Here is a 20558-nt window from a genome sequence, read left to right as displayed (position 1 = left end):
GGAAATTTATGCCGAGCGATGCCGCTATTCTGGCACGATTCTGACCGGGCGTGAAGAACGCACCATCGACTAAGCTTAGATCAGCGGTAAATGATGGGGGCTGATGGCCCGTAAAAACTTTAGTTTAAGAATTGTAAGAAAATTTTAAGCATGATAATTTAGCCCCAAAACCATCTGGAGAAAAGTCTTATGAAACTGGCCGTGTACAGCACAAAACAGTATGACAAGAAGTATCTGGAGAATGTTAACCAGGAATATGGCTTCGAACTTGAATTTTATGACTTCCTACTAACCGAAAAAACGGCCAAAACGGCACACGGCTGTGACGGCGTCTGTATTTTTGTTAACGACGATGGCAGCCGCCCGGTGCTGGAAGAGCTGAAAAATCAAGGCGTGAAGTTTATCGCTCTGCGCTGCGCGGGCTTCAATAACGTGGATCTGGATGCCGCTAAAGAGCTGGGCTTACCGGTAGTGCGCGTACCGGCGTACTCACCGGAAGCCGTCGCCGAGCATGCTATCGGGATGATGATGTGCCTGAATCGTCGTATTCACCGCGCTTATCAGCGGACCCGCGATGCTAACTTCTCTCTCGAAGGGCTGACGGGCTTCACCATGTACGGCAAAACTGCTGGCGTCATCGGGACAGGTAAAATCGGCGTAGCGACGCTGCGTATATTAAAAGGGTTTGGTATGCGCCTGCTGGCGTTCGATCCGTACCCAAGCGCTGCGGCGCTGGAGATGGGCGTCGAGTACGTCGATCTGCCGACGCTGTTCGCCCAGTCAGACGTTATCTCGCTGCACTGCCCGCTGACGGCTGAAAACTATCATTTGTTGAACCATTCCGCGTTCGATCAGATGAAAGATGGCGTGATGGTCATTAACACCAGCCGCGGTGGCCTGATTGATTCGCAGGCGGCGATTGAAGCGCTGAAAACGCAGAAAATCGGCGCGCTTGGGATGGACGTTTATGAAAATGAACGCGATCTGTTCTTCGAAGACAAATCTAATGATGTGATTCAGGATGATGTTTTCCGCCGTCTTTCCGCATGCCACAACGTGCTGTTCACCGGCCACCAGGCCTTCCTGACAGCCGAGGCGTTAACCAGCATTTCCGAGACCACGCTGGAGAACCTGCGTCAGCTTGAGAACGGCGAGCCTTGCGCCAATCAGGTGAACTGATTCGGTCCACCGTACAATGCCGGATGGCGCTTCGCTTATCCGGCCTACGGTAGTAAGCCGCAGGGCGTCATCCACCGACTATTTTTAAGATTATCCTTACTGCAACCCGGCCCGCTTTTTGCCAAAGTGGCGCAAATTCATTGATGACATCAATACCTTAGGGAGAAGAGATGAAAAAATTAGCTTCGCTGATGCTGGCAACCATGGTGCTCACTGGCTGTGCTCAGTCCAGTGATAAACAAGCTGTCACCGCGCAGGATCTGCAACATCACCGCTATCTGCTGCAAAGCGTGGACGGCAAGCCGCTGACCGGCATCAAACGTGTGCCGGAACTGAGCTTCGGTGAAAATATGCATGTTTATGGTGCGATGTGTAACCGCTTTATGGGGCAGGCAACGCTTGCCGATAACACTCTGTCGGCAAAAGGCCTTGGTATGACGATGATGATGTGCGTTGAGCCACAGCTTAACCAGCTGGATCACATGCTTAACGACATGCTGACCAGCGGCGCACAGGTTGAACTGGCAAAACAGCAGCTGACGCTGAAAACCAGCCAGCACACTTTAGTGTATAAACTGGCCGATCTGGTCAACTAAGACTTAGTAAGTCCCGCAGGTACCGGCGGCAAGCGCGTTTTCACTACAGCGTTTGCCGTTGGGCATGGCACACATGCCGATAGCAGAACCGTCCAGCTGACGAGCGACGCTCAGCGTCCCGCCAATCATTGCACAGTTTGCCTGACTCTGGCCTGACATTGCCGCTCTCATTCCCGGAGAAACGTGTGCAGCGGTCGCTTGTTGCGGTGGTTCATTACTGCATGCCGATAACAGTGACGTGGATAACACCAGTGCGGCATACCCGGCTAAAAACGCAGCGCGCATTCCTCTTCTCCCTCGAACGTTGCAAAACCTAAGAATCATAAGCGCCAGCCACACGCTACGTCGAGGGTAACAGGCAACATAAAGTGTCTTAATTTGTGTTATAGGTCACCTTTCAGAATAAAACTTCAGACAATTCCCATCTGCAACTATTCATCAGTCAATTTCTATCACACAAAAGCAAAAATCGCGTCTCCAGCCCTTTGCTAAACTTAATGCATTATTCTTCGGCTCGCGGAGTCAGGCGGGTCTTTTGTTTTTGCGCAATGTAAGGGTCACTTATGATCACTATCGACGGCAATGGTGCAGTCGCCTCCGTGGCGTTTCGTGCCAGTGAAGTTATTGCCATCTACCCTATTACCCCAAGTTCAACGATGGCGGAGCTGGCGGATGCCTGGTCCGGCGACGATCGGAAAAACGTCTGGGGCGATACGCCCAGGGTAGTAGAGATGCAGTCTGAAGCCGGGGCTATCGCTACCGTCCACGGCGCGCTGCAAACGGGCGCCCTCTCGACTTCATTTACCTCATCGCAGGGTCTGCTGTTGATGATCCCCACGCTGTACAAGCTGGCCGGGCAGTTAACGCCGTTTGTACTGCACGTTGCCGCCCGTACGGTCGCCACTCATGCGCTGTCTATTTTTGGCGACCACTCCGATGTGATGGCCATTCGCCAGACCGGCTGCGCCATGCTTTGCGCCAGCAGCGTTCAGGAAGCGCAGGACTTCGCGCTGATTTCGCACATTGCGACGCTGAAAAGCCGCGTGCCGTTTATTCACTTCTTCGACGGCTTCCGCACCTCCCATGAAATCAACAAGATTGCTCCGCTGGCGGACAGCACCATTCTGGATCTTCTGCCGCAAAAGGAGATTGACGAACACCGTGCCCGGGCGCTGAACCCGGATCATCCAGTTATTCGCGGCACCTCTGCGAACCCGGACACCTATTTCCAGTCCCGCGAGGCGACGAACCCGTGGTACAACGCGGTTTACGAACACGTAGAGCAGGCGATGGACAGCTTCGCCGCCGCAACCGGGCGCCAGTATCGTCCGTTTGAATACTACGGCCACCCGCAGGCCGAACGCGTGATTATCCTGATGGGTTCCGCAATCGGCACCTGCGAAGAAGTGGTTGATGAGCTTTTACAGCGCGGCGAGAAAGTTGGCGTCCTTAAAGTTCGCCTGTTCCGTCCTTTCTCTGCGGACCATCTGCTGGAAGTACTGCCGCAAAGCGCCCGTCACGTTGCGGTGCTCGACAGAACTAAAGAGCCCGGCGCGCTGGCGGAGCCGCTTTATCTGGACGTGATGACCTCGCTTGCCGAAGCCTTCAACCGTGGCGACCGCGAAACGCTGCCGCGCGTGATTGGCGGGCGCTATGGTCTCTCCTCCAAAGAGTTCGGCCCTGACTGCGTGCTGGCGGTGTTTAACGAGCTGAAAGAAGCTAAGCCTCGTCCTCGTTTCACCGTCGGCATTTACGACGACGTGACTAACCTCTCCCTGCCGCTGCCGGAAAACACCCTGCCGTCCCGCTCGAAGCTGGAAGCGCTGTTTTATGGTCTGGGCAGCGACGGCAGCGTCTCGGCAACCAAAAATAACATTAAAATCATCGGTAACTCGACGCCGTTCTTTACCCAGGGCTATTTCGTTTATGACTCGAAGAAGGCTGGCGGCCTGACGGTTTCCCACCTGCGCGTCAGCGAGCAGCCGATCAACGCCACCTATCTGATCGACCGGGCTGACTTTGTCGGCTGCCACCAGCTGCAGTTTATCGACAAATACCAGATGGCGGAGCGCCTGAAGCCCGGCGGGATCTTCCTGCTCAATACGCCTTACGGCGCGGATGAGGTCTGGCACCGGCTGCCACAGGAAGTGCAGGCGGTGCTAAACCAGAAGAAAGCGCGCTTCTTCGTGGTTAACGCGGCGAAAATCGCCCGTGAATGCCAGCTTGGCGCGCGTATCAACACCGTCATGCAGATGGCGTTCTTCCATCTGACTAACATCCTGCCGGGGGACAGCGCGCTGGCCGAGCTGCAGGGCGCGATTGCCAAAAGCTACAGCAGCAAAGGCCAGGAGCTGGTCGAGCGTAACTGGCAGGCGCTGGCGCTGGCCCGCGAATCGCTGGCGGAGGTTCAGCTCCAGGACGTCAACGAAAGCAGCCCGATGCGCCCGCCGGTGGTTTCCGATGCGGCACCAGATTTCGTCAAAACTGTTACCGCAGCCATGCTGGCAGGTCTGGGCGACGCCCTGCCCGTTTCCGCCCTGCCGCCGGACGGCACCTGGCCGATGGGCACCACCCAGTGGGAAAAACGCAATATTGCCGAAGAGATCCCTATCTGGAAGCCGGACATCTGCACCCAGTGCAACCACTGCGTCGCGGCCTGCCCGCACTCGGCAATCCGCGCGAAGGTGGTTCAGCCGGATGTGATGGAACATGCCCCCGCTGCCCTGCAATCGCTGGATGTGAAGTCTCGCGATATGAAGGGGCAAAAGTACGTGCTTCAGGTTGCGCCAGAAGACTGCACCGGCTGTAACCTGTGCGTGGAAGTCTGCCCGGCGAAAGATCGCCAGAACCCGGAGATCAAGGCCATCAACATGATGTCGCGCCTTGAGCACGTTGAAGAAGAGAAAGAGAACTACGATTTCTTCCTCAGCATGCCGGAGATGGAGCGCACCAGCCTTGAGCGTATCGACATCCGTACTTCGCAGCTGCTCCAGCCGCTGTTCGAGTATTCCGGTGCCTGCTCCGGCTGTGGCGAAACGCCGTATATCAAACTGCTCACCCAGCTCTACGGCGACCGCATGCTGATTGCTAACGCCACCGGCTGCTCATCGATTTATGGCGGTAACCTCCCCTCCACGCCTTACACCACGGATGCCAACGGACGCGGCCCGGCCTGGGCGAACTCGCTGTTCGAGGACAACGCTGAATTTGGGCTCGGCTTCCGCCTGACTGTCGATCAGCACCGCGCCCGCGTGATGCGCCTGCTGGAAAAATTTGCCGACCGGCTGCCAGCGGAACTCAACGAGCAGCTTCACGCTGAGGCTACCCCGGAAGTTCGCCGCGAGCAGGTTGTCGCTCTGCGCCAGCATCTGGCTAACGTGGATGACGCGGATGCCCATCAGCTACTGACCGACGCCGACGCGCTGGTGGAGAAATCTATCTGGCTGATTGGCGGCGACGGCTGGGCGTATGACATTGGCTTCGGCGGCCTCGATCACGTGCTGAGCCTGACTGAAAACGTCAACATTCTGGTGCTGGATACCCAGTGTTACTCCAACACCGGCGGCCAGGCGTCTAAAGCCACGCCGCTCGGCGCGGTCACCAAGTTTGGCGAGCACGGCAAGCGCAAAGCACGTAAAGATCTCGGCGTCAGCATGATGATGTACGGGCATGTTTATGTGGCGCAAATCTCGCTTGGCGCACAGCTGAACCAGACGGTGAAGGCGATTCAGGAAGCGGAGGCTTATCCTGGCCCGTCGCTGATTATCGCCTACAGCCCTTGTGAGGAGCACGGCTACGATCTGGCGCTGAGCCACGATCAGATGCGTCAGCTCACCGCCACCGGCTTCTGGCCGCTGTACCGCTTCGACCCGCGCCGCGCGGACGAAGGCAAGCTGCCGCTTGCGCTGGACTCTCGTCCACCTTCAGATGCGTTAGCCGATACGCTGATAAAAGAGCAGCGCTTCCGCCGCCTGAACGCCCAACAGCCGGACGTTGCCGAGCAGCTGTGGAAGGATGCAGCAGAAGACCTGCAGAAAAGATACGACTTCCTGGCCCGGATGGCAGGAAAAGCGGAGAAAGCCTCAGGCGAGTAGACTGCATGCAATACGGGGGATGACGCTGGCGCTTATCCCCCCTACAATACGGATCTGGTGGTTAGATAAGTGTTAACTCTACTCAATAATTTAATTGCGAGTAAAATTCCTAATTTACAATGTCTTCTACAACTGCCAGCCATTATCTAATATTTTAAAGAAAACACATCAAGGATGAAAAAACGATGCCGATCAGAAACTTTCACTTTTCTCAACTTGCGAGCCTTCCACTCGAAGGGGTCGGCATTCATGCCAGTTTCTCTCTTTCATTAATTCTCAAAGAGCATGATGAAAAACATGGAAAAAAAATTTATCTCTCTGCGCATGGAAACAGTAATGCTGCAAAAGCTAATGGTTCTGGCAAACTTCTGTTCTGGTGCTCTGTTATTAACAATATTGATCAGCGAAAATATATACTAAACAACGAAACAGGTGATTCTTTTGCCGCAGGATTAGATGACATTATCATTGGGAGCACTGATTTTTTCATGAAGGCAAATAAATACATCACACCAACAATTACCATTGAAGGTGGCTACATTCTTTCTGATTATACCGGTCAGATCATTCCATTCCCAGGCAGTCTTAAAAAGACTATAAAACTTCAATCTTTTACCGGGTAAATGACCATGAAATTTTTCATAGCACTGTTTTTCTCTTTATTTATTCTACCCGCTGAAGCTGTAACCGACGCACACACGGACAGAACCACAGAAGCCGCTTCGGCTCTGGTCAGCGAGTATGTAAAAACAGAGGATATTAGCAAACCCGCGATCATCAACAAGATGAAAACGCTAGTAGATGAAAATCCGAAAAATATAAATATTCGCAATATGTATTTAAGTTTATTACTGGCAGAACAGCAGTATGACACGGCATTGCAGCAGCTACAGGTTTTAAATAAAGAGAAACAAAATAAAACGGGGTTACTGACCGAGTGCATGCTCAAAGAAAGAATCAGACCCGGCGATGCGCGGTGCTTTGAAAGCCTGATAGCGCAATATGATAAAGAAAATGAAAAAGATGCCAGCTATCTTACCGCCCTGTTTATGGCAAAAGACAAGCGCTTTGAAGCAGAGAAACAAAAGCAGCTTTCCGACGGGAAAATAACGAATGAGGAAGCATCACACTACACGCTTTCTCGTGAAGCATTTCTGCATGAATTGTTTCCATAGCGGCGAGCAAACATTTTTAGGGTAATCGGCGTTTGCAGATAGCCGATTACTCTGCCCACAACCGCGCCAGCGCCTTGTAAATAATTACTTTGTCGGCCCTCGCTATTTGGCTGTTTCCATGGACTATGGTCACGATCTTAACCACCCTCACGTACTGGAAGCCATTGAGCGCCGTATCAGAAAGATAAAGGCCAGCGGCAGTATCGCTGCATCTATGTCGGCAGCCCGGAGCGTGCTGCCGAGGACATCAGTTGGGTGCACATTATCTGGTGACCTCGCTAACGCCCTGGATGGTGGAAGACGCCCAAAACTATCCGAGCGAGTGCCGGGATAGATGAGGCAGACCTGGCCGAGAAGCGACTTACTTAAACAAACGAACCTTAACGGATTTGCCTTTAATCTTGCCCTGCTGCAGCTGCTTCCAGGCGTGGCGGGCAACGGACTGGCGAACGGCAACGTAGACGTGGATCGGATGCACATCTATTTTACCGATGTCCGCGCCGTCCAGGCCCATGTCACCTGTTAACGCACCGAGAATATCGCCCGGGCGCATTTTCGCTTTCTTACCGCCATCAATGCACAGCGTCGCCATTTCTGCTTCCAGCGGCTTGATGGTGATACCGGTTGGTGCCTGCTGCCAGTTCAGGGACAAATGCAGCATGTCTGCCAGCACGCTCGCCCGCTGCGCTTCTTCCGGCGCACAGAAGCTGATGGCCAGGCCACTCTGTCCGGCACGCGCGGTACGGCCAATGCGGTGGACGTGCACTTCGGGATCCCAGGACAGTTCGTAGTTAATGACCATTTCCAGAGCTTTAATATCCAGCCCGCGCGCAGCAACGTCTGTAGCCACCAGCACGCGGCTGCTGCCGTTGGCAAAGCGCACCAGCGTCTGGTCGCGGTCACGCTGTTCCATATCGCCGTGCAGCGCCAGCACGCTCTGGTTGCTTTCGCTCAGCGCGTCGCAGACGGCCTGGCAATCTTTTTTAGTATTGCAGAAAACGACGCAGGATGCGGGCTGATGCTTGCTGAGCAGCTTTTGCAGCAGGCCAATTTTACCGCTGCGGGATACTTCGTAAAACTGTTGTTCAACGGACGGCAGCTCATCGACTGAATCGATTTCGATGGTCAGTGGCTCGCGCTGTACGCGGGAGCTGATTGCGGCGATGGCGGTTGGCCAGGTGGCGGAGAACAGCAGCGTCTGGCGCTTTGCCGGCGCGTGGCTGATAACTTCATCAATGGCCTCCGCAAAGCCCATATCCAGCATGCGGTCCGCTTCGTCCAGCACCAATGTTTGCAGCGCATCCAGCCTGACCGTCTCTTTCTTCAGATGGTCCAGCAGGCGGCCTGGCGTGGCCACAATAACGTGCGGGGCATGAGTCAGGGAGTCACGCTGGACGCCAAACGGCTGGCCGCCGCACAGCGTCAGGATTTTAATATTCGGCATGTAGCGAGCCAGACGGCGCAGCTCTTTGGCAACCTGGTCCGCCAGCTCGCGCGTTGGGCAAAGCACCAGCGACTGGGTGATGAACTGGCTGGCATCAATGTGCTGCAGCAGGCCGAGGCCGAAGGCGGCGGTTTTGCCGCTGCCGGTCTTCGCCTGCGCACGGACATCTTTCCCTGCGAGGATAGCGGGCAGCGCGGCCGCCTGAACGGGCGTCATGGACAGATAGCCCAGCTCATTAAGGTTGGCGATTTGTTCCGCAGGCAGGACGTTTAAGGTTGAAAAAGATGTCACAGTTTTACTCTCACTAGATGGGCTGGCAGGCAGCGGCTGGCGCGTAGTCTAGCAGAATCGCGTGATGGGGTCATTTCTCTGCAAAAGATCACATTTCCAGCCACTCTGAAATGTAACGTAATTAATTGAGATGATTGTCACATTATATTTCCGGGTTGCGCGAATATAAATCAATGAAGAACACACCTCCCTCTTGAAGAGCAACTTAAATAACCAGCTTATCGCCATGGAAAATAACAGTTATTTGGTTTATATCGACATGTGAGAATGTAAATATACCTACCATGATGAATCTAAGTCATTCATTCATAAAACAAATAATGATTTCAGCGGTGATGATTTGCAATGTTATACGTCTTTTTCTTACAACTGCTTCATAAAGGGATTTGAACTATCTGAGTACGATAAGTTCACGAGCCATCTCGTGCAAATATTCACCAATTAGTTCATAAAAATTATACTCAGAGGGTGTTCTGTATGTTTAGAAAAACATTGGCAATTCTTATCCCTGCATTACTGGCAGCGGGTTCCGTTCATGCAGCTGAAGTTTATAATAAAGACGGCAACAAGCTGGATCTTTATGGCAAAGTCGACGGCCTGCACTATTTCTCCGACGATGCCGGTAAAGATGGCGACCAGACCTACGTTCGTGTGGGCTTCAAAGGCGAAACGCAGATTAACGATATGCTGACCGGCTATGGCCAGTGGGAATATAACGTTCAGGCAAACAACACAGAAAGCAACGGCGACAACTCCTGGACTCGTCTGGCGTTTGCTGGCCTGAAATTTGGCGACTACGGCTCATTCGACTACGGTCGTAACTACGGTGTGCTGTACGACGTGGAAGGCTGGACCGATATGCTGCCAGAGTTCGGCGGCGACTCCTACTCCCAGGCCGATAACTTCATGACCAGCCGTGCCAACGGTGTGGCCACCTACCGTAATACCGATTTCTTCGGTCTGGTCGACGGCCTGAGCATCGCCGCGCAGTACCAGGGCGCTAACGAAAGCAAGAGCAACGGTCAGGAAGGCACTGCAAGCCGTGGTAACAACGACACGGAGAAATTTGCTACGGACACAAACTACAAAGGTGATAACGACGTTCGCTACGAAAATGGCGACGGCTGGGGCCTGTCTACCTCTTACGATCTGGGCATGGGCTTCAGCGCTGGCGCGGCCTATGCGTCATCTGACCGTTCAAATGACCAGATCACCCACACCACCGCAGGCGGTGACAAAGCTGATGCATGGACTGCCGGCCTGAAATACGATGCCAACAACATTTATCTGGCAACTATGTATTCTGAAACCCGTAACATGACGCCTTACGGTAACGAGAACGGTGTTGCTGATAAAACGCAGAACTTTGAAGTGACTGCACAGTATCAGTTCGACTTCGGTCTGCGTCCGGCGGTTTCCTTCCTGATGTCTAAAGGTAAGGATCTGAGCTCAGATACCAGCAGAACTGGCGATGTCGGCGACAAAGACCTGGTTAAATACGCAGATATTGGCGCGACTTACTACTTCAACAAAAACATGTCCACCTACGTTGATTACAAAATCAACCTGCTGGATGAAGACGATCAGTTCTATAAAGACAACGGCATCTCTACCGACGATATCGTTGCTTTAGGCCTGGTATACCAGTTCTGATTAAGCAATAGCTAATAAGGCCTGCAAGCGCAGGCCTTATTATTTTTAATCCTCAGATGCCCCGCATAACAATCTCTACCGCTTCGTGGCTGATAATGCTGCCCACCCCATCGCCGAGAGTTTTACCCTGGCGGTATAGTTCGCTAACGATGTTATCGCGATTAATCACCCTGCCATCTGCAATCAAACTCACCACGGCTGCACCTATGGCACAACCAATGAGCTGAACGCGCTCTTCATCCTGGCTCATTACCTTGTTCTCATATGATTACCCATAAAAAAATTAGCACAACCTGGCAGAGACGCCATTGCGTTCATATTGGTAGTCACATTATGGAAGAGGGAGGTGGAGGTGGATGTGGATGTGGAGAGAAAAATCCGGGAGCCTGTCGACATCGATCAGGCCCCGTAAATACACAGCAGTACCAGAAGTCTTCCTGTCTTTTCCCTGACAGGTTTACTATGTATAACGACCTGCACAGTGGTTTGCACGGATATATTATTATTGATTTATAAGTAACTTAATCCAAATCATCAAATTACAGCATGAATTAAACACGAATTCATTGTGGCTTAATGATCTGGCTTCAGTAAAGCGCCCTGCGCTTTAGCCATCTCCGACAGAAGCGCTTCCTGGGTATTGCAGACAGGTTTGTAGTTCAGATTTCTGGGAGCATGTATTCGCAGGTCAGGGTGTCTCGCTTTGCGATTCTGTATACGAGGGGCCACCAGCGGCAATATTGCGCAAGGCGATGAGGGGAAGGCTGGAGCGGTCAGCGGGAGCAATACATGACATATAATGCATTGATTTAACATTATTTATTTTAATTTAAAAAACAAAGAACCCCCAATGATACCCCCATTTAATTTTCTGCCATTGTTGCAGACGGTGATCTATACGAGAAGTTCTGAGGTTTAAATCAAGATTCAAAAAATCTCTATATATAAGCAAAACATGGTCGGTTTGGTCGGGTAAGTCGGGTATGGAGAGATATTTCACTACTAATCAGTTGGTTATGCCAAAAACCGTACCCGACCTTAGTCGGATTAAGGGTCGGTTTCTGGGGCTTTAAAGTCGGGTATGAGGCTGAATAGTGGGATTTGAGGAGGGAGAGGGATGGTTGAATTGTGGTCAATTGGAAATCGCGCACACAAATCAAACTCGGTGATGTGTCTAGTTTAAACAGCTCCGAACGTTTAACGTACGGACATCGCAACCCATTGAATCCATGTAATTATAGCTAATCGCGAGAATTGCCTGACTCCTTGAACAGGCTTAATTATAACAATTCGTTAGAATTGCATTACTGGCTGATTTGGTCTAACTCCGTCGTTCCAGCGGAATCGGTAGGTGTTGGTATTATTGCTTAATGCAAAACAACGTTAAACGTGGTTTAGAGGTTCCAACGCTTTACGCCGAGAGCTGCGGTAGCCGTGTGACTATTAGTCACGAGGTTACGAAACGACCGCTGAACGAATCGGGTGAACAGCTCCTTTAAAGGCTATTCTATTTTTGCGCGGGTCATTATGGCCTCAGAATTTGCAGGTAACCAAAAGTTACTCACAAGACAATCCCGAAATTATCGGGGCAGTCACCCACGAAAGTTTCGTAGGTCAATAAGCGCCCCAAGCAAAGCGGGTGTATACTGTATTCCCGACCGCTGATGTGCGCGTTAAGCCAATGCAGGCCAATGCGGTGAACAGCGACTGCACTAAAACGGAGAAGGAAAAGCTTAACCGCCTGGTTGAAGATATGTTTGAAGAGGCCGAATTCTGGCTCGTTAGCGAGTAGCGCTTATGGACAACATGATCATAGGGGGTGTAAATACGCTATTTAATAGTTAACAACTATATTGAAAGAAATAAAAACGCACGCTAGTAAAGGGGTGACTATGTGCGCTGATACCTGCTTGCATATTCAAACCGGATTTCGTCGATTCTGGCTTCCTGTAGATAGCAAGTAGTAAATAAGACTCCTTGATGACTTAGCGTACTTTATTTTTTTATTATTCAATACCAAGCTGCAGGAGTTTTATCGAATCGATTCTGAAACACACTCGTCATCTATACTGTATCTTTATTGCGACACGGGTGTTTTGACATTACATTTTATTTTAAATATCCCATAGAACAACTTCAGTAACTTTAAAAGCAAAATAAAATTAACACCATTGATATACATATCTCTGGATAATTTCATTTTTTGCCTGCTAATTTTTTTTGCGGATATATGCACATTAGGAATAAGCCCACCCGACCCTGTCCCACATTGCAATATTGACAATAAAGTCAAACAGATCACTTCTTGTTTTTTTGAAAAACCGATCATTGGAAAGCAATATCTCTTTAAATCTTTAGCAAGGGCTATTTCATATAGTTTTGAAAATGTTAATGTCCGATGCAGCATAATAACACCACAAACATTCACCTCTGGTATATGAACACAAGACGGACACTCAACGAACACCAGTATATTTTTTTGCTTACATGTCAATTCAATAGCCTTCATTAACAATGCATCATTAGATATACTTATTAATACTATGCGAACCTTACTTTCTTCTAACATATCATAAAACAACTCCTTATTGTTTATCAATGCATCAGAGGAAACACAAATAACCTTATCAACACTAGATGCAACACCCACACACAAATATTTATTATCGCTTAACAGACACAATGACATCCTTTTCTCCTTTAGCCATAATGCAGCTTCTCACCTATAATAACATTCCCATCCAGTTTCATTTCACTTAGAGCTGACAAGTGGATTTTAGACAAGATATAGTTACTCTGGAGGATACGATCAAGTTTATTTATTACTCGAAGTCTTTAACCATTTAATGTCATAATCTAACTAATTATTAGTGTTACAACTAATAAGTATCAAATGACACCTTTAAGGCGCCATTTGATATAGGAAAAAAACCATTAGGATTTATGTTGGATTAAAAACTTACCTTCACGCCAACGACACCTTCTGTATCACTATAGCCTTTATCACCTATTTGCTGGGCAACGCTGCCCCAGAAATTAACGTTTTTACTCAGCTTAGCTTCTACACCGGTTTTCAGTTCCCCAATATTACGTGCCCCAGCCTGATCAATACGCACACCATCCAGACTTGCCCCGAATGATTTCGTGTTATGAATCCAGTTAGCTTCTACAAATGGCTCGAAAGTGCGATTCTTATTGTCATCGATTTTACTGTGACCTTTCAGATACGTACGAACACCAAGGCGGGATTGAATGTTGCCATCACCTTCTGATTTAACATATGTACCGTTAGCTTCCTGATGATCGTCAGATTTAACTCCCATATATGTAATTTGTGCCTGTGGCTGTACAAACCATGCATTACGTTGACTCATGTCTGTGAGTTTCCAGGCATAGCCTGCTTCGACCGAGGCTGTAATTCCTTTCGATTTGTATGACTCAGTAGGATTGTCCTGTCCGCTGATATTGTTATCAAACCAGTTATAGAGCATCCACGAATCTAAATATGCGCCACTCCTGGTTTCGTTGTCCTGGAACCACGAACCATAAAGCCCTGCGCTGTAGCCGTCGATGCTGCTGTCAGCATGGTAACCGGTACGGTTATTACTGGTTTTGGCTTTCTGATTCGCATAACCGCCCATCATACCGATGTGGTAGCGATTTGTGCCGTCAGTTGACCACTGGGCTACGTCGCCACCAAGTTGCAGCACATAGCGGTTGGCATGTGTATTGTTCTGACCACTAGAATCAGTAGAACGATTATGCCCCCCCTCATTCCTCATCCAGAGGCTTGTTACAAGCCGCTCCCCGGTTAATGCATCCACATAATTCGTTTCACCCAGGCGGTCATGCAGTGATGTAGTAAACAACGTATTGGAGGCAGCACTGTTTACAGCATACGCAGCAGCTTCTGGACGAACATTATTAACAGGATTAACAGGATTAACAGGATTAACAGGGTCAACAGGGTCAACAGGGTCAACAGGGTCAATGATCGGAGGGGTTGTATCGGTACTCGTCAGATACCAGTTTTTAAAGTTTTCTGTACCACGTACCAGGGTATAGTCATATGCGCCGGCTACAATACGCCCTTTTTGCTTAAATTCACCATCTGACACCCCACCAACAGAAATTAACTCAATGCCGTTTAGGGTTTGAGCACCGCTGCCGCCAGCATTAGTGACAGCTACAAATGTTTTACCACTGGTATCACCATCGATAGTTACTTTGTCCGTTGCTGAATCATCGCCACCGAGTTTAGTCGCCAGCTGTAAAGTTCCATCATTACCAGCGTAATTACCAGTAATATGCAGAGAATTACCTGGCACACCGTTATTTAAGCTCATTACACCTGTGTTCGTAACATTTCCGTAAACGGTTTGAGAACCTACGATATTCAGAGTGCTCGTCGAATCTACGAATAGCGCTGAAGTAGTAAACTCCTTCCCAGTCCACAGGTCGTTAGATAGCGTAATGTTGGTTGCGTCATTCAGCGTAATATTTTCAAAGGACTCGCCTTTTAATAGCAACGGATTTAAAGAGATCGCATCGGTGACACCGGATAAAATAAGCGTGTCGCGATACGAAATTTTATCATCATCAATCGCCCCTCCAGGATCGTCCATAAAATCGCCGTCAAGGCTATTTATCACGGCATTGTCACCATGTATTGCAATAATATCATTACCCTGACCACCGAAAACGGCTCCTGATATAGCTCCACCCCAGATATCGACTTTGTCATTACCACTTCCACCGACTACATCGACAACATCTCCAGATTTAATAATAATGTTATTGTCGCCAGCATTACCATATATCGCCCCAGATCCGTACAATCCCCCCTCCCCGGGCATGCTACTGCCGTCAAGGATGATCGTATCATTAGCTTCCGAACCATTAACAAAATTAACGGTACCACCTGATAACTGGATATAATTACCACCTTCAGTCTGGAAACTACTATCAATAGCTCCGGTAATCTGGCCACCTGTAACATTAATTAAGTTATCACCATTGCCTGTATATAATACATCAAGCACTGAGCCATCCTGGATGTTGATAACATTATTCCCGTTGGGTATGGTTATCTCGCTTTGAGTTCCATCATTGATATCGAAGGTATCTGCTATTGCCTGCGTTGTTGATAGTCCAGCGAAAAGTGCCAAATAAATCGATTTAAATATTAGTTTTTTTTGCATTTCAATAGAACTCCCTTAATTCATCATCCTTTGCAACATCTTGTCAATGTTACATAAGGAACATTCCATCATTTAAAGTGAAAATCCAAAAACCATTATTGAATAGAGATGTAAACCCTTGGTAACAATAACCAATCAACATAATAAAAACATACAGTGGTATATATTTACGCCATTCAATGTAGAGTATTATATTTAAACATGCATTTAATATGCAACAATGAAAGACAAACTAAAAACTCTGATTAAAAGCATAGGTGAAAGAATTTTCCACTTCAAAACATCACAACACACATCTGCAAAAGAAAAAAAGAACAATATAGCAGGATTAAATCCCGCAAATTTAAAAATAAACAAACATTAACGTAGTGTGTGACATTTTAACTTGTTGTTAATATCACATGCATTCATTCATGAAAAATAACGTTTTTTTATGTTAATTTCACTTGTTCCACCTTGATTTTTTAACAAACTAGAATTCACCACTATAAATTTCAACCGATTGATTTTATTAAGAAATTAAAAATGATCAAACGCTCAACTTACTGCTTCATGAGTATTGACATTTGTGATGCATGCCAAACCAAATGACATTGCAATTAGAATCTCACTTTACTCACCGGCGGCACTGGCCATGTAATGTCAGGGGCAAGATTTGTATCGATCCGGTTTACTTCAACCCGATATCTCTTCCAGTCCAGAAGCAGTTCAGCTTCTTCATCGGTGGCAATGCCCAGGTCAACTGCATCCTGAAGCGGTGCGATTGCGGTTGCAGCTTCATCCAGACGTTGCGATTTTTCCGTCTCGGCTTCTGAAACTAGCTCTGCATGGCTTTGGCTTCTTTCGATAACCTTCCCACTATTAAACTGATAATCACCGTAAATGTTAACGCCTTCGGGCAAAGCATCAGTTTCAACAACATCAAACCCGACAGGATAAAGCGTTGAAACATCCTCTGCGATTGAGCGAACTATTTTAGTATCGGGTTCGATACACAGTTTATATTTCTCGGTAAATAGTTCTATAGAGTCGTAAAAATCCTGACCATCTTCACTTTTAAAATACTGGATGCCGTCGCCATACTCCATATTGTCAGGGTAATAGCGTGATACGTTTTTCAGTTCCATATTATTTAGCCTGTAATTGTTCGCCATGCGCCATTAAGATAAATTTGTAGTGGGCGATATGTCATCAAAACGCCATAATCATCAGAAGGATCGCCCCACGCGCGAGTTAATACACACCCTGTAGGAGCCTCATTGGCGCCATACTGACTTGTTTTTGCTGGTGATGTTGCCGCCCCACGCTGCATATTTCGAACATAACGGGCTTCACTTTCTGCTTTGGTGTAGGCCTGCCCTGCTGGGGTATAGCTGCCTTTAGGTTGAAAAGTAGCCCACACCCAGCTTTGAGGCGCTAATGTAACAACTGCATTACTGGATTTGTGGCGCATATATGGATTAGCTGCATTATTATTTGCGAATCCAGCAACCTCGCAACTGTCCTGGGCTATCGCATAGACATCACTTGCGGAAGGTTTATTCTGTGTGTTGTACTCACGCGCCCACGGTGTCCATGCCCCTGTGCTGTACTGACTGCGTGACCAGACGCGGGAGCTGTTGTAAACGTAATAAACCTGCGTCACGCCTGCGTTCTTACGCAGCACAGTTACAAACGGCGTAAAGCTCGCCCGCATCCGTCAACAGGCCCATCTCACGTACGGTAAAGCCTCCAACGTCAGCTGGTAAAACAAGATGGGCGATCCACTGGTTGCTCTGCTCAGTGGATACATCAAGCGATGAAATGTCGCTTCGATATACTTCGTGAACCAGCGCTGTTTTTGCCGGGTCTGGCGTAACGGCCTGGCCATTCCCATCGCCGACAACGAAGCTTTTCAGAATAACCGGCTCACCCGTTGCGCTGGATTGCGCCTCTAAATCCTTTCCCCTATTGGTAAGAATACTGTAGTACTTATCAGCCATTATTATTCTCCTGGCTCAATGATCATGCTGATATAGACGGTAGTCGCCCCACCCGTGTAATAAGCCCCTTCCCCACCTAAGTCGGCAATGACATCGATCGTGCTCAACTGGCTACGCAGGTTTTTCGCTTTCTCAACCTGACGTCGGATCATGTCATACAGCCCGGCGTCGATGGCCTGCTGGCTGTAGACCTCGATACGAAACGTGTAGGGGTCTTTTCTGGGAGCGTCTTCCCACCATTCAATTACCGTCGTGGGCAGGCTTACAGAGCCGAGCGCCCGCCTGACGGCGCCGGCGGTCCCACGGTGCTGATGAACATAGGCTGCATCCTTGATGACCTGGCGCTTTTGTTCCTCTGACCAGCTGCCGTCCCAGAAATCAACGGCGAATTCCCATGCAAGCCATGGCAATAGCTCAGCCGGACAGAGATCGGGATTTTTTACCCACCGCACCATGCCGGTATTCAGCGCTTTGACAGGCTCGGTTGTTGCCTGCTCCTGCGCCCGCTCAGCCGCAACCGAAGAAGGGGGCAATAACGATTTGAAATTATTTCCCACGGCTTACCTCCGGTGTACGGATAACATTTATTGAGCCGCACCAGGGTGCCTGGCCCGCGGCGGCTTCAATATCAGCCTTTGGGCTGGTTAACCTGACACGGGAAACTCCGGGCTGCTGAAGGGCAGCATAGACGGCGGAGACAGGAACGAGGGTATTTATCCGGTGGGAGAGCCGGGTATAGCTGGTCACGGCGTCGATCGCATTCTCAAGCACAGTTTGTGCATCTGGCCCGTCCGGGATATCGAGCTGCGCTTCGATGGAATAATTCTGGATGGTTGCGCTTTGCGTGCTGACATAATCGGTTAACGGTCGGACCTCGTCTGCATTTAGCGTGGAATCAACAGTCGCGACCAGCTCAGCGCTGGCCGTGCCGTCGCCGGTTCGTGAGAGGATGTAAACATCAACTTCCCCGGGGCGATTATGTGTTTCAGGCCCATAGGCATCGGCATCAAGAATATCGACGTCAGCGGATTTGGCGTAATAGCGATACGCATTTCGGGCGCCGGCCGTGTTGAGCTGCGCCCAGGACAGCTGAATACGCTCGCGAAATGCATCATCGTCCTCATAAACCACCTCAACCGGGGGAACAGCATCGGGATCGGCCGGGATAATTAGCTGCCGCTGCACATTAAAATTTGCACCAAGCTGATCCAAATCAGCACCCGCTGCGCTGGCAAGGAAGACCGCCCGTACCGCATCGTTGACGCGCTGAAATGCCAGCGTCAGCTGATAGGCGCTGACTTCACCCTGCTTATACGTGGGGTCAGACTCCACCAGCGCATCAAATTCAGCATCCAGTTCGCGCAGTCTGGCGAGCCACGCAGAGAAAATATCATCGGCATCCGGAACGATAATCGCGTCCGGCACGGCCAGATCGGAAAGGTTTATGACGTCATAGCTGCTTGCCATAGGCGGGGATATCCTCAATGTTAACGGGATCGCCCGTTTCCGTGTTGATGCCTTCTATCGTGACGGCACAGCTGCCGTCGTTATTAAACGCCACGATAACGCGACTAAGCTTTATCCGCGGCTCCCAGACGGCCAGGGCCGACGCTGTTGCCGCGATGATCCGAAGCCGGGTCAGATCGTCCTGCGGGTTGTCCACAAGATCGGGAATATCGCTCCCGTAATCACGCACAAGTAGCCGGCTCCCTTTCGGGGTTGTAAGAATATCGATAACGGACTGGCGCAGATGCGCCGAACCCGACAGGCGTTTGCCCGTCTGGCGATTGACACCATTCATGTGATTTCCTGCGGTAGGGATCAGCCGTAGTAATTCGGGCCGGTCTTATCAGAACCTGATTTTTGGGACTTTGATTTAGCCTGTTTCGCTTTGATGTTAACGACAAGATTCCAGGTAAAGCTGAATCCTGACGGCCCCAGGGTATAAACGAGCGACTCTGTCAGCCACTGCCCGTCTTCCCTCTCCCCAAACCCGGAAGTTTTCACCTGGCATTCCGCGGTCAGCGGAACATGCTTCGGGCGGCAGGGGCCGGCTATCGTCATTTTACGTTCATTCCGGTTCGCCTGGGTTTTCCTGGACTGCGCATGATGGTCAGCCTGCGCTTTCCCCGGCTGCGTCCAGGGCATCAGCATCGTCGGACCATCATGCTCAACGGTACTGACATTCGTCCTGCCGTCCTGCTCGTTATAGTAATTAACGCCGATCTTGCCGCTGTTCTTTTTACTGCCGGCCGTGGTTTTTCCGGTCGAGTTCCCCCGGCTTCCTTCGCTGTATGACCAGGTTGAAAGCTCTTCGGGCGTGATGGTTATCGTTGCCGCAGATTTGCCGCTGGCGTTAACTGCAGCGCCCTGTTCCAGAAAGAGCCAGTATCCACCGGCTGGTTTACTGACGGCACTGTAGGTATGCGCCAGCCGCGTCATCAGATTCGCATCAGATTCAGCAACCTGATCCAGATGCGGTATCTGAATATCCATCAGTGATGCCGCAACTCGGGGAAGCAACCCGTTGTCGGTGGCGACCGTTTTCACAATCTCACCCAGGGTGACACCATCCCAGCTGCGATTTTTATGCGCCAGAACATCCCCCTGTTGCTTCTCTGCATTCATGGGTGCCGCGGTCGCATAGATGTCAATTTTCCGGGGTGGCCCGCTGCTCGAGACGCTGCACACCACAAACCAGCCTTTGTCCACCAGCTGACCATTGAACCCAAGAGCAAGCCGCAGGCGTGCCCCCTTTGAAGGCAGCTTCAGTGTTTCGGACAAAAGGGTTATTTTCAGCTCATCAGATTTGGCTGTTGCGCCACCGTTATCGGTGAGGGTCAGCTCAGTCAGGCTTTGCTGCAGCGCACGGGTAATATCTTTCCCTTCGGCAATCACGCTGAAATCGGGAGAATATTCCAGCGCAGAGGTGTTGTCGGTCAT

General features: G+C 49.9%; 18 protein-coding genes and 1 pseudogene. 7 read left to right on the top strand and 12 right to left on the bottom strand.

The annotated features are described in order from the left end of the window. Positions 1-189 precede the first annotated feature (189 nt). Together HYQ67_RS03700 and hslJ are read left to right on the top strand one after the other, a co-directional pair. Complete coding sequence (locus tag HYQ67_RS03700; RefSeq protein WP_202301593.1) at positions 190-1179, top strand: 2-hydroxyacid dehydrogenase; 990 nt, start codon at positions 190-192, stop codon at positions 1177-1179. Positions 1180-1349: 170 nt separating this feature from the next. Beyond that, entirely contained in the window at positions 1350-1775 is a 426-nt protein-coding gene (gene hslJ / locus HYQ67_RS03695; protein WP_202301591.1) for a heat shock protein HslJ, read from the top strand. A 3-nt stretch (positions 1776-1778) separates the two neighbouring features. Here the strand turns inward: hslJ and HYQ67_RS03690 are convergent, their stop codons facing one another. Further along, a complete protein-coding gene (locus HYQ67_RS03690; protein WP_202301589.1) occupies positions 1779-2060 on the bottom strand; it encodes a putative hemolysin in 282 nt (93 codons plus the stop codon). Between the two features lie 278 nt (positions 2061-2338). Here HYQ67_RS03690 and nifJ point away from each other — a divergent pair, with 278 nt between their 5' ends. The 3 genes from nifJ (at position 2339) to HYQ67_RS03675 (ending at position 7044) form a co-directional block, all read left to right on the top strand. Continuing rightward, on the top strand, positions 2339-5869 hold the full coding sequence (gene nifJ / locus HYQ67_RS03685) for a pyruvate:ferredoxin (flavodoxin) oxidoreductase (RefSeq protein ID WP_202301587.1): 3531 nt from the start codon (positions 2339-2341) through the stop codon (positions 5867-5869). Between the two features lie 185 nt (positions 5870-6054). Further along, on the top strand, positions 6055-6492 hold the full coding sequence (locus HYQ67_RS03680) for a hypothetical protein (protein ID WP_237391076.1): 438 nt from the start codon (positions 6055-6057) through the stop codon (positions 6490-6492). 6 nt (positions 6493-6498) lie between these two features. Next, positions 6499-7044, top strand: a complete 546-nt coding sequence (locus HYQ67_RS03675; RefSeq protein WP_202301585.1) for a hypothetical protein — start codon at positions 6499-6501, stop codon at positions 7042-7044. Positions 7045-7405: 361 nt separating this feature from the next. Here the strand turns inward: HYQ67_RS03675 and dbpA are convergent, their stop codons facing one another. Continuing rightward, positions 7406-8779 carry an ATP-dependent RNA helicase DbpA gene (dbpA, locus tag HYQ67_RS03670; protein WP_202301583.1) on the bottom strand — a complete coding sequence of 458 codons (1374 nt, stop codon included), beginning with the start codon at positions 8777-8779 and terminating at the stop codon, positions 7406-7408. A 477-nt stretch (positions 8780-9256) separates the two neighbouring features. On the opposite strand from dbpA, the gene ompC reads away from it, so the two are divergent. After that, positions 9257-10432 (top strand): porin OmpC, encoded by a 1176-nt coding sequence (gene ompC, locus HYQ67_RS03665; RefSeq protein ID WP_202301581.1) that lies wholly within the window; start codon positions 9257-9259, stop codon positions 10430-10432. 52 nt (positions 10433-10484) lie between these two features. Here the strand turns inward: ompC and HYQ67_RS03660 are convergent, their stop codons facing one another. Further along, the gene (locus tag HYQ67_RS03660) at positions 10485-10682 is read right to left on the bottom strand and encodes a hypothetical protein (RefSeq protein ID WP_202301579.1); all 198 of its coding nucleotides are present in this window, start codon (positions 10680-10682) and stop codon (positions 10485-10487) included. Positions 10683-12065: 1383 nt separating this feature from the next. Between HYQ67_RS03660 and HYQ67_RS03655 the strand changes: the two are divergent. Continuing rightward, positions 12066-12224, top strand: a pseudogene (locus HYQ67_RS03655) (DinI-like family protein); the annotation flags it as partial. A 285-nt stretch (positions 12225-12509) separates the two neighbouring features. On the opposite strand, the gene HYQ67_RS03650 reads toward HYQ67_RS03655, so the two are convergent. From HYQ67_RS03650 to HYQ67_RS03610, 9 genes are all read right to left on the bottom strand, one after another. Then, on the bottom strand, positions 12510-13121 hold the full coding sequence (locus HYQ67_RS03650) for a hypothetical protein (protein ID WP_202301575.1): 612 nt from the start codon (positions 13119-13121) through the stop codon (positions 12510-12512). Positions 13122-13383: 262 nt separating this feature from the next. Next, a complete protein-coding gene (locus HYQ67_RS03645; protein ID WP_202301573.1) occupies positions 13384-15633 on the bottom strand; it encodes an autotransporter outer membrane beta-barrel domain-containing protein in 2250 nt (749 codons plus the stop codon). A gap of 599 nt (positions 15634-16232) precedes the next feature. Continuing rightward, positions 16233-16760 carry a tail fiber assembly protein gene (locus tag HYQ67_RS03640; RefSeq protein WP_202301571.1) on the bottom strand — a complete coding sequence of 176 codons (528 nt, stop codon included), beginning with the start codon at positions 16758-16760 and terminating at the stop codon, positions 16233-16235. 5 nt (positions 16761-16765) lie between these two features. After that, positions 16766-17278: a pyocin knob domain-containing protein gene (locus HYQ67_RS03635; RefSeq protein ID WP_202301570.1), complete on the bottom strand. Its 513-nt coding sequence runs from the start codon at positions 17276-17278 to the stop codon at positions 16766-16768. Between the two features lie 10 nt (positions 17279-17288). After that, positions 17289-17615, bottom strand: coding sequence for a phage tail protein (locus tag HYQ67_RS03630; RefSeq protein WP_202301569.1), 327 nt, complete (start codon positions 17613-17615; stop codon positions 17289-17291). Positions 17616-17617: 2 nt separating this feature from the next. Then, positions 17618-18172 (bottom strand): phage tail protein I, encoded by a 555-nt coding sequence (locus tag HYQ67_RS03625; RefSeq protein WP_202301568.1) that lies wholly within the window; start codon positions 18170-18172, stop codon positions 17618-17620. Further along, positions 18162-19082 carry a baseplate assembly protein gene (locus HYQ67_RS03620; protein WP_202301567.1) on the bottom strand — a complete coding sequence of 307 codons (921 nt, stop codon included), beginning with the start codon at positions 19080-19082 and terminating at the stop codon, positions 18162-18164. The genes HYQ67_RS03625 and HYQ67_RS03620 overlap by 11 nt, the downstream gene beginning before the upstream one ends. Continuing rightward, positions 19066-19416: a GPW/gp25 family protein gene (locus tag HYQ67_RS03615; RefSeq protein ID WP_202301565.1), complete on the bottom strand. Its 351-nt coding sequence runs from the start codon at positions 19414-19416 to the stop codon at positions 19066-19068. The genes HYQ67_RS03620 and HYQ67_RS03615 overlap by 17 nt, the downstream gene beginning before the upstream one ends. Before the next feature lie 20 nt (positions 19417-19436). Beyond that, positions 19437-20558: a contractile injection system protein, VgrG/Pvc8 family gene (locus tag HYQ67_RS03610; RefSeq protein WP_202301563.1), complete on the bottom strand. Its 1122-nt coding sequence runs from the start codon at positions 20556-20558 to the stop codon at positions 19437-19439.

Source organism: Dryocola clanedunensis subsp. sulfonylureivorans (genome assembly GCF_016756775.1).
Taxonomy (GTDB): Bacteria; Pseudomonadota; Gammaproteobacteria; order Enterobacterales; family Enterobacteriaceae; genus Dryocola; species Dryocola clanedunensis.
This window is presented reverse-complemented; position numbering and strand designations above follow the sequence as displayed.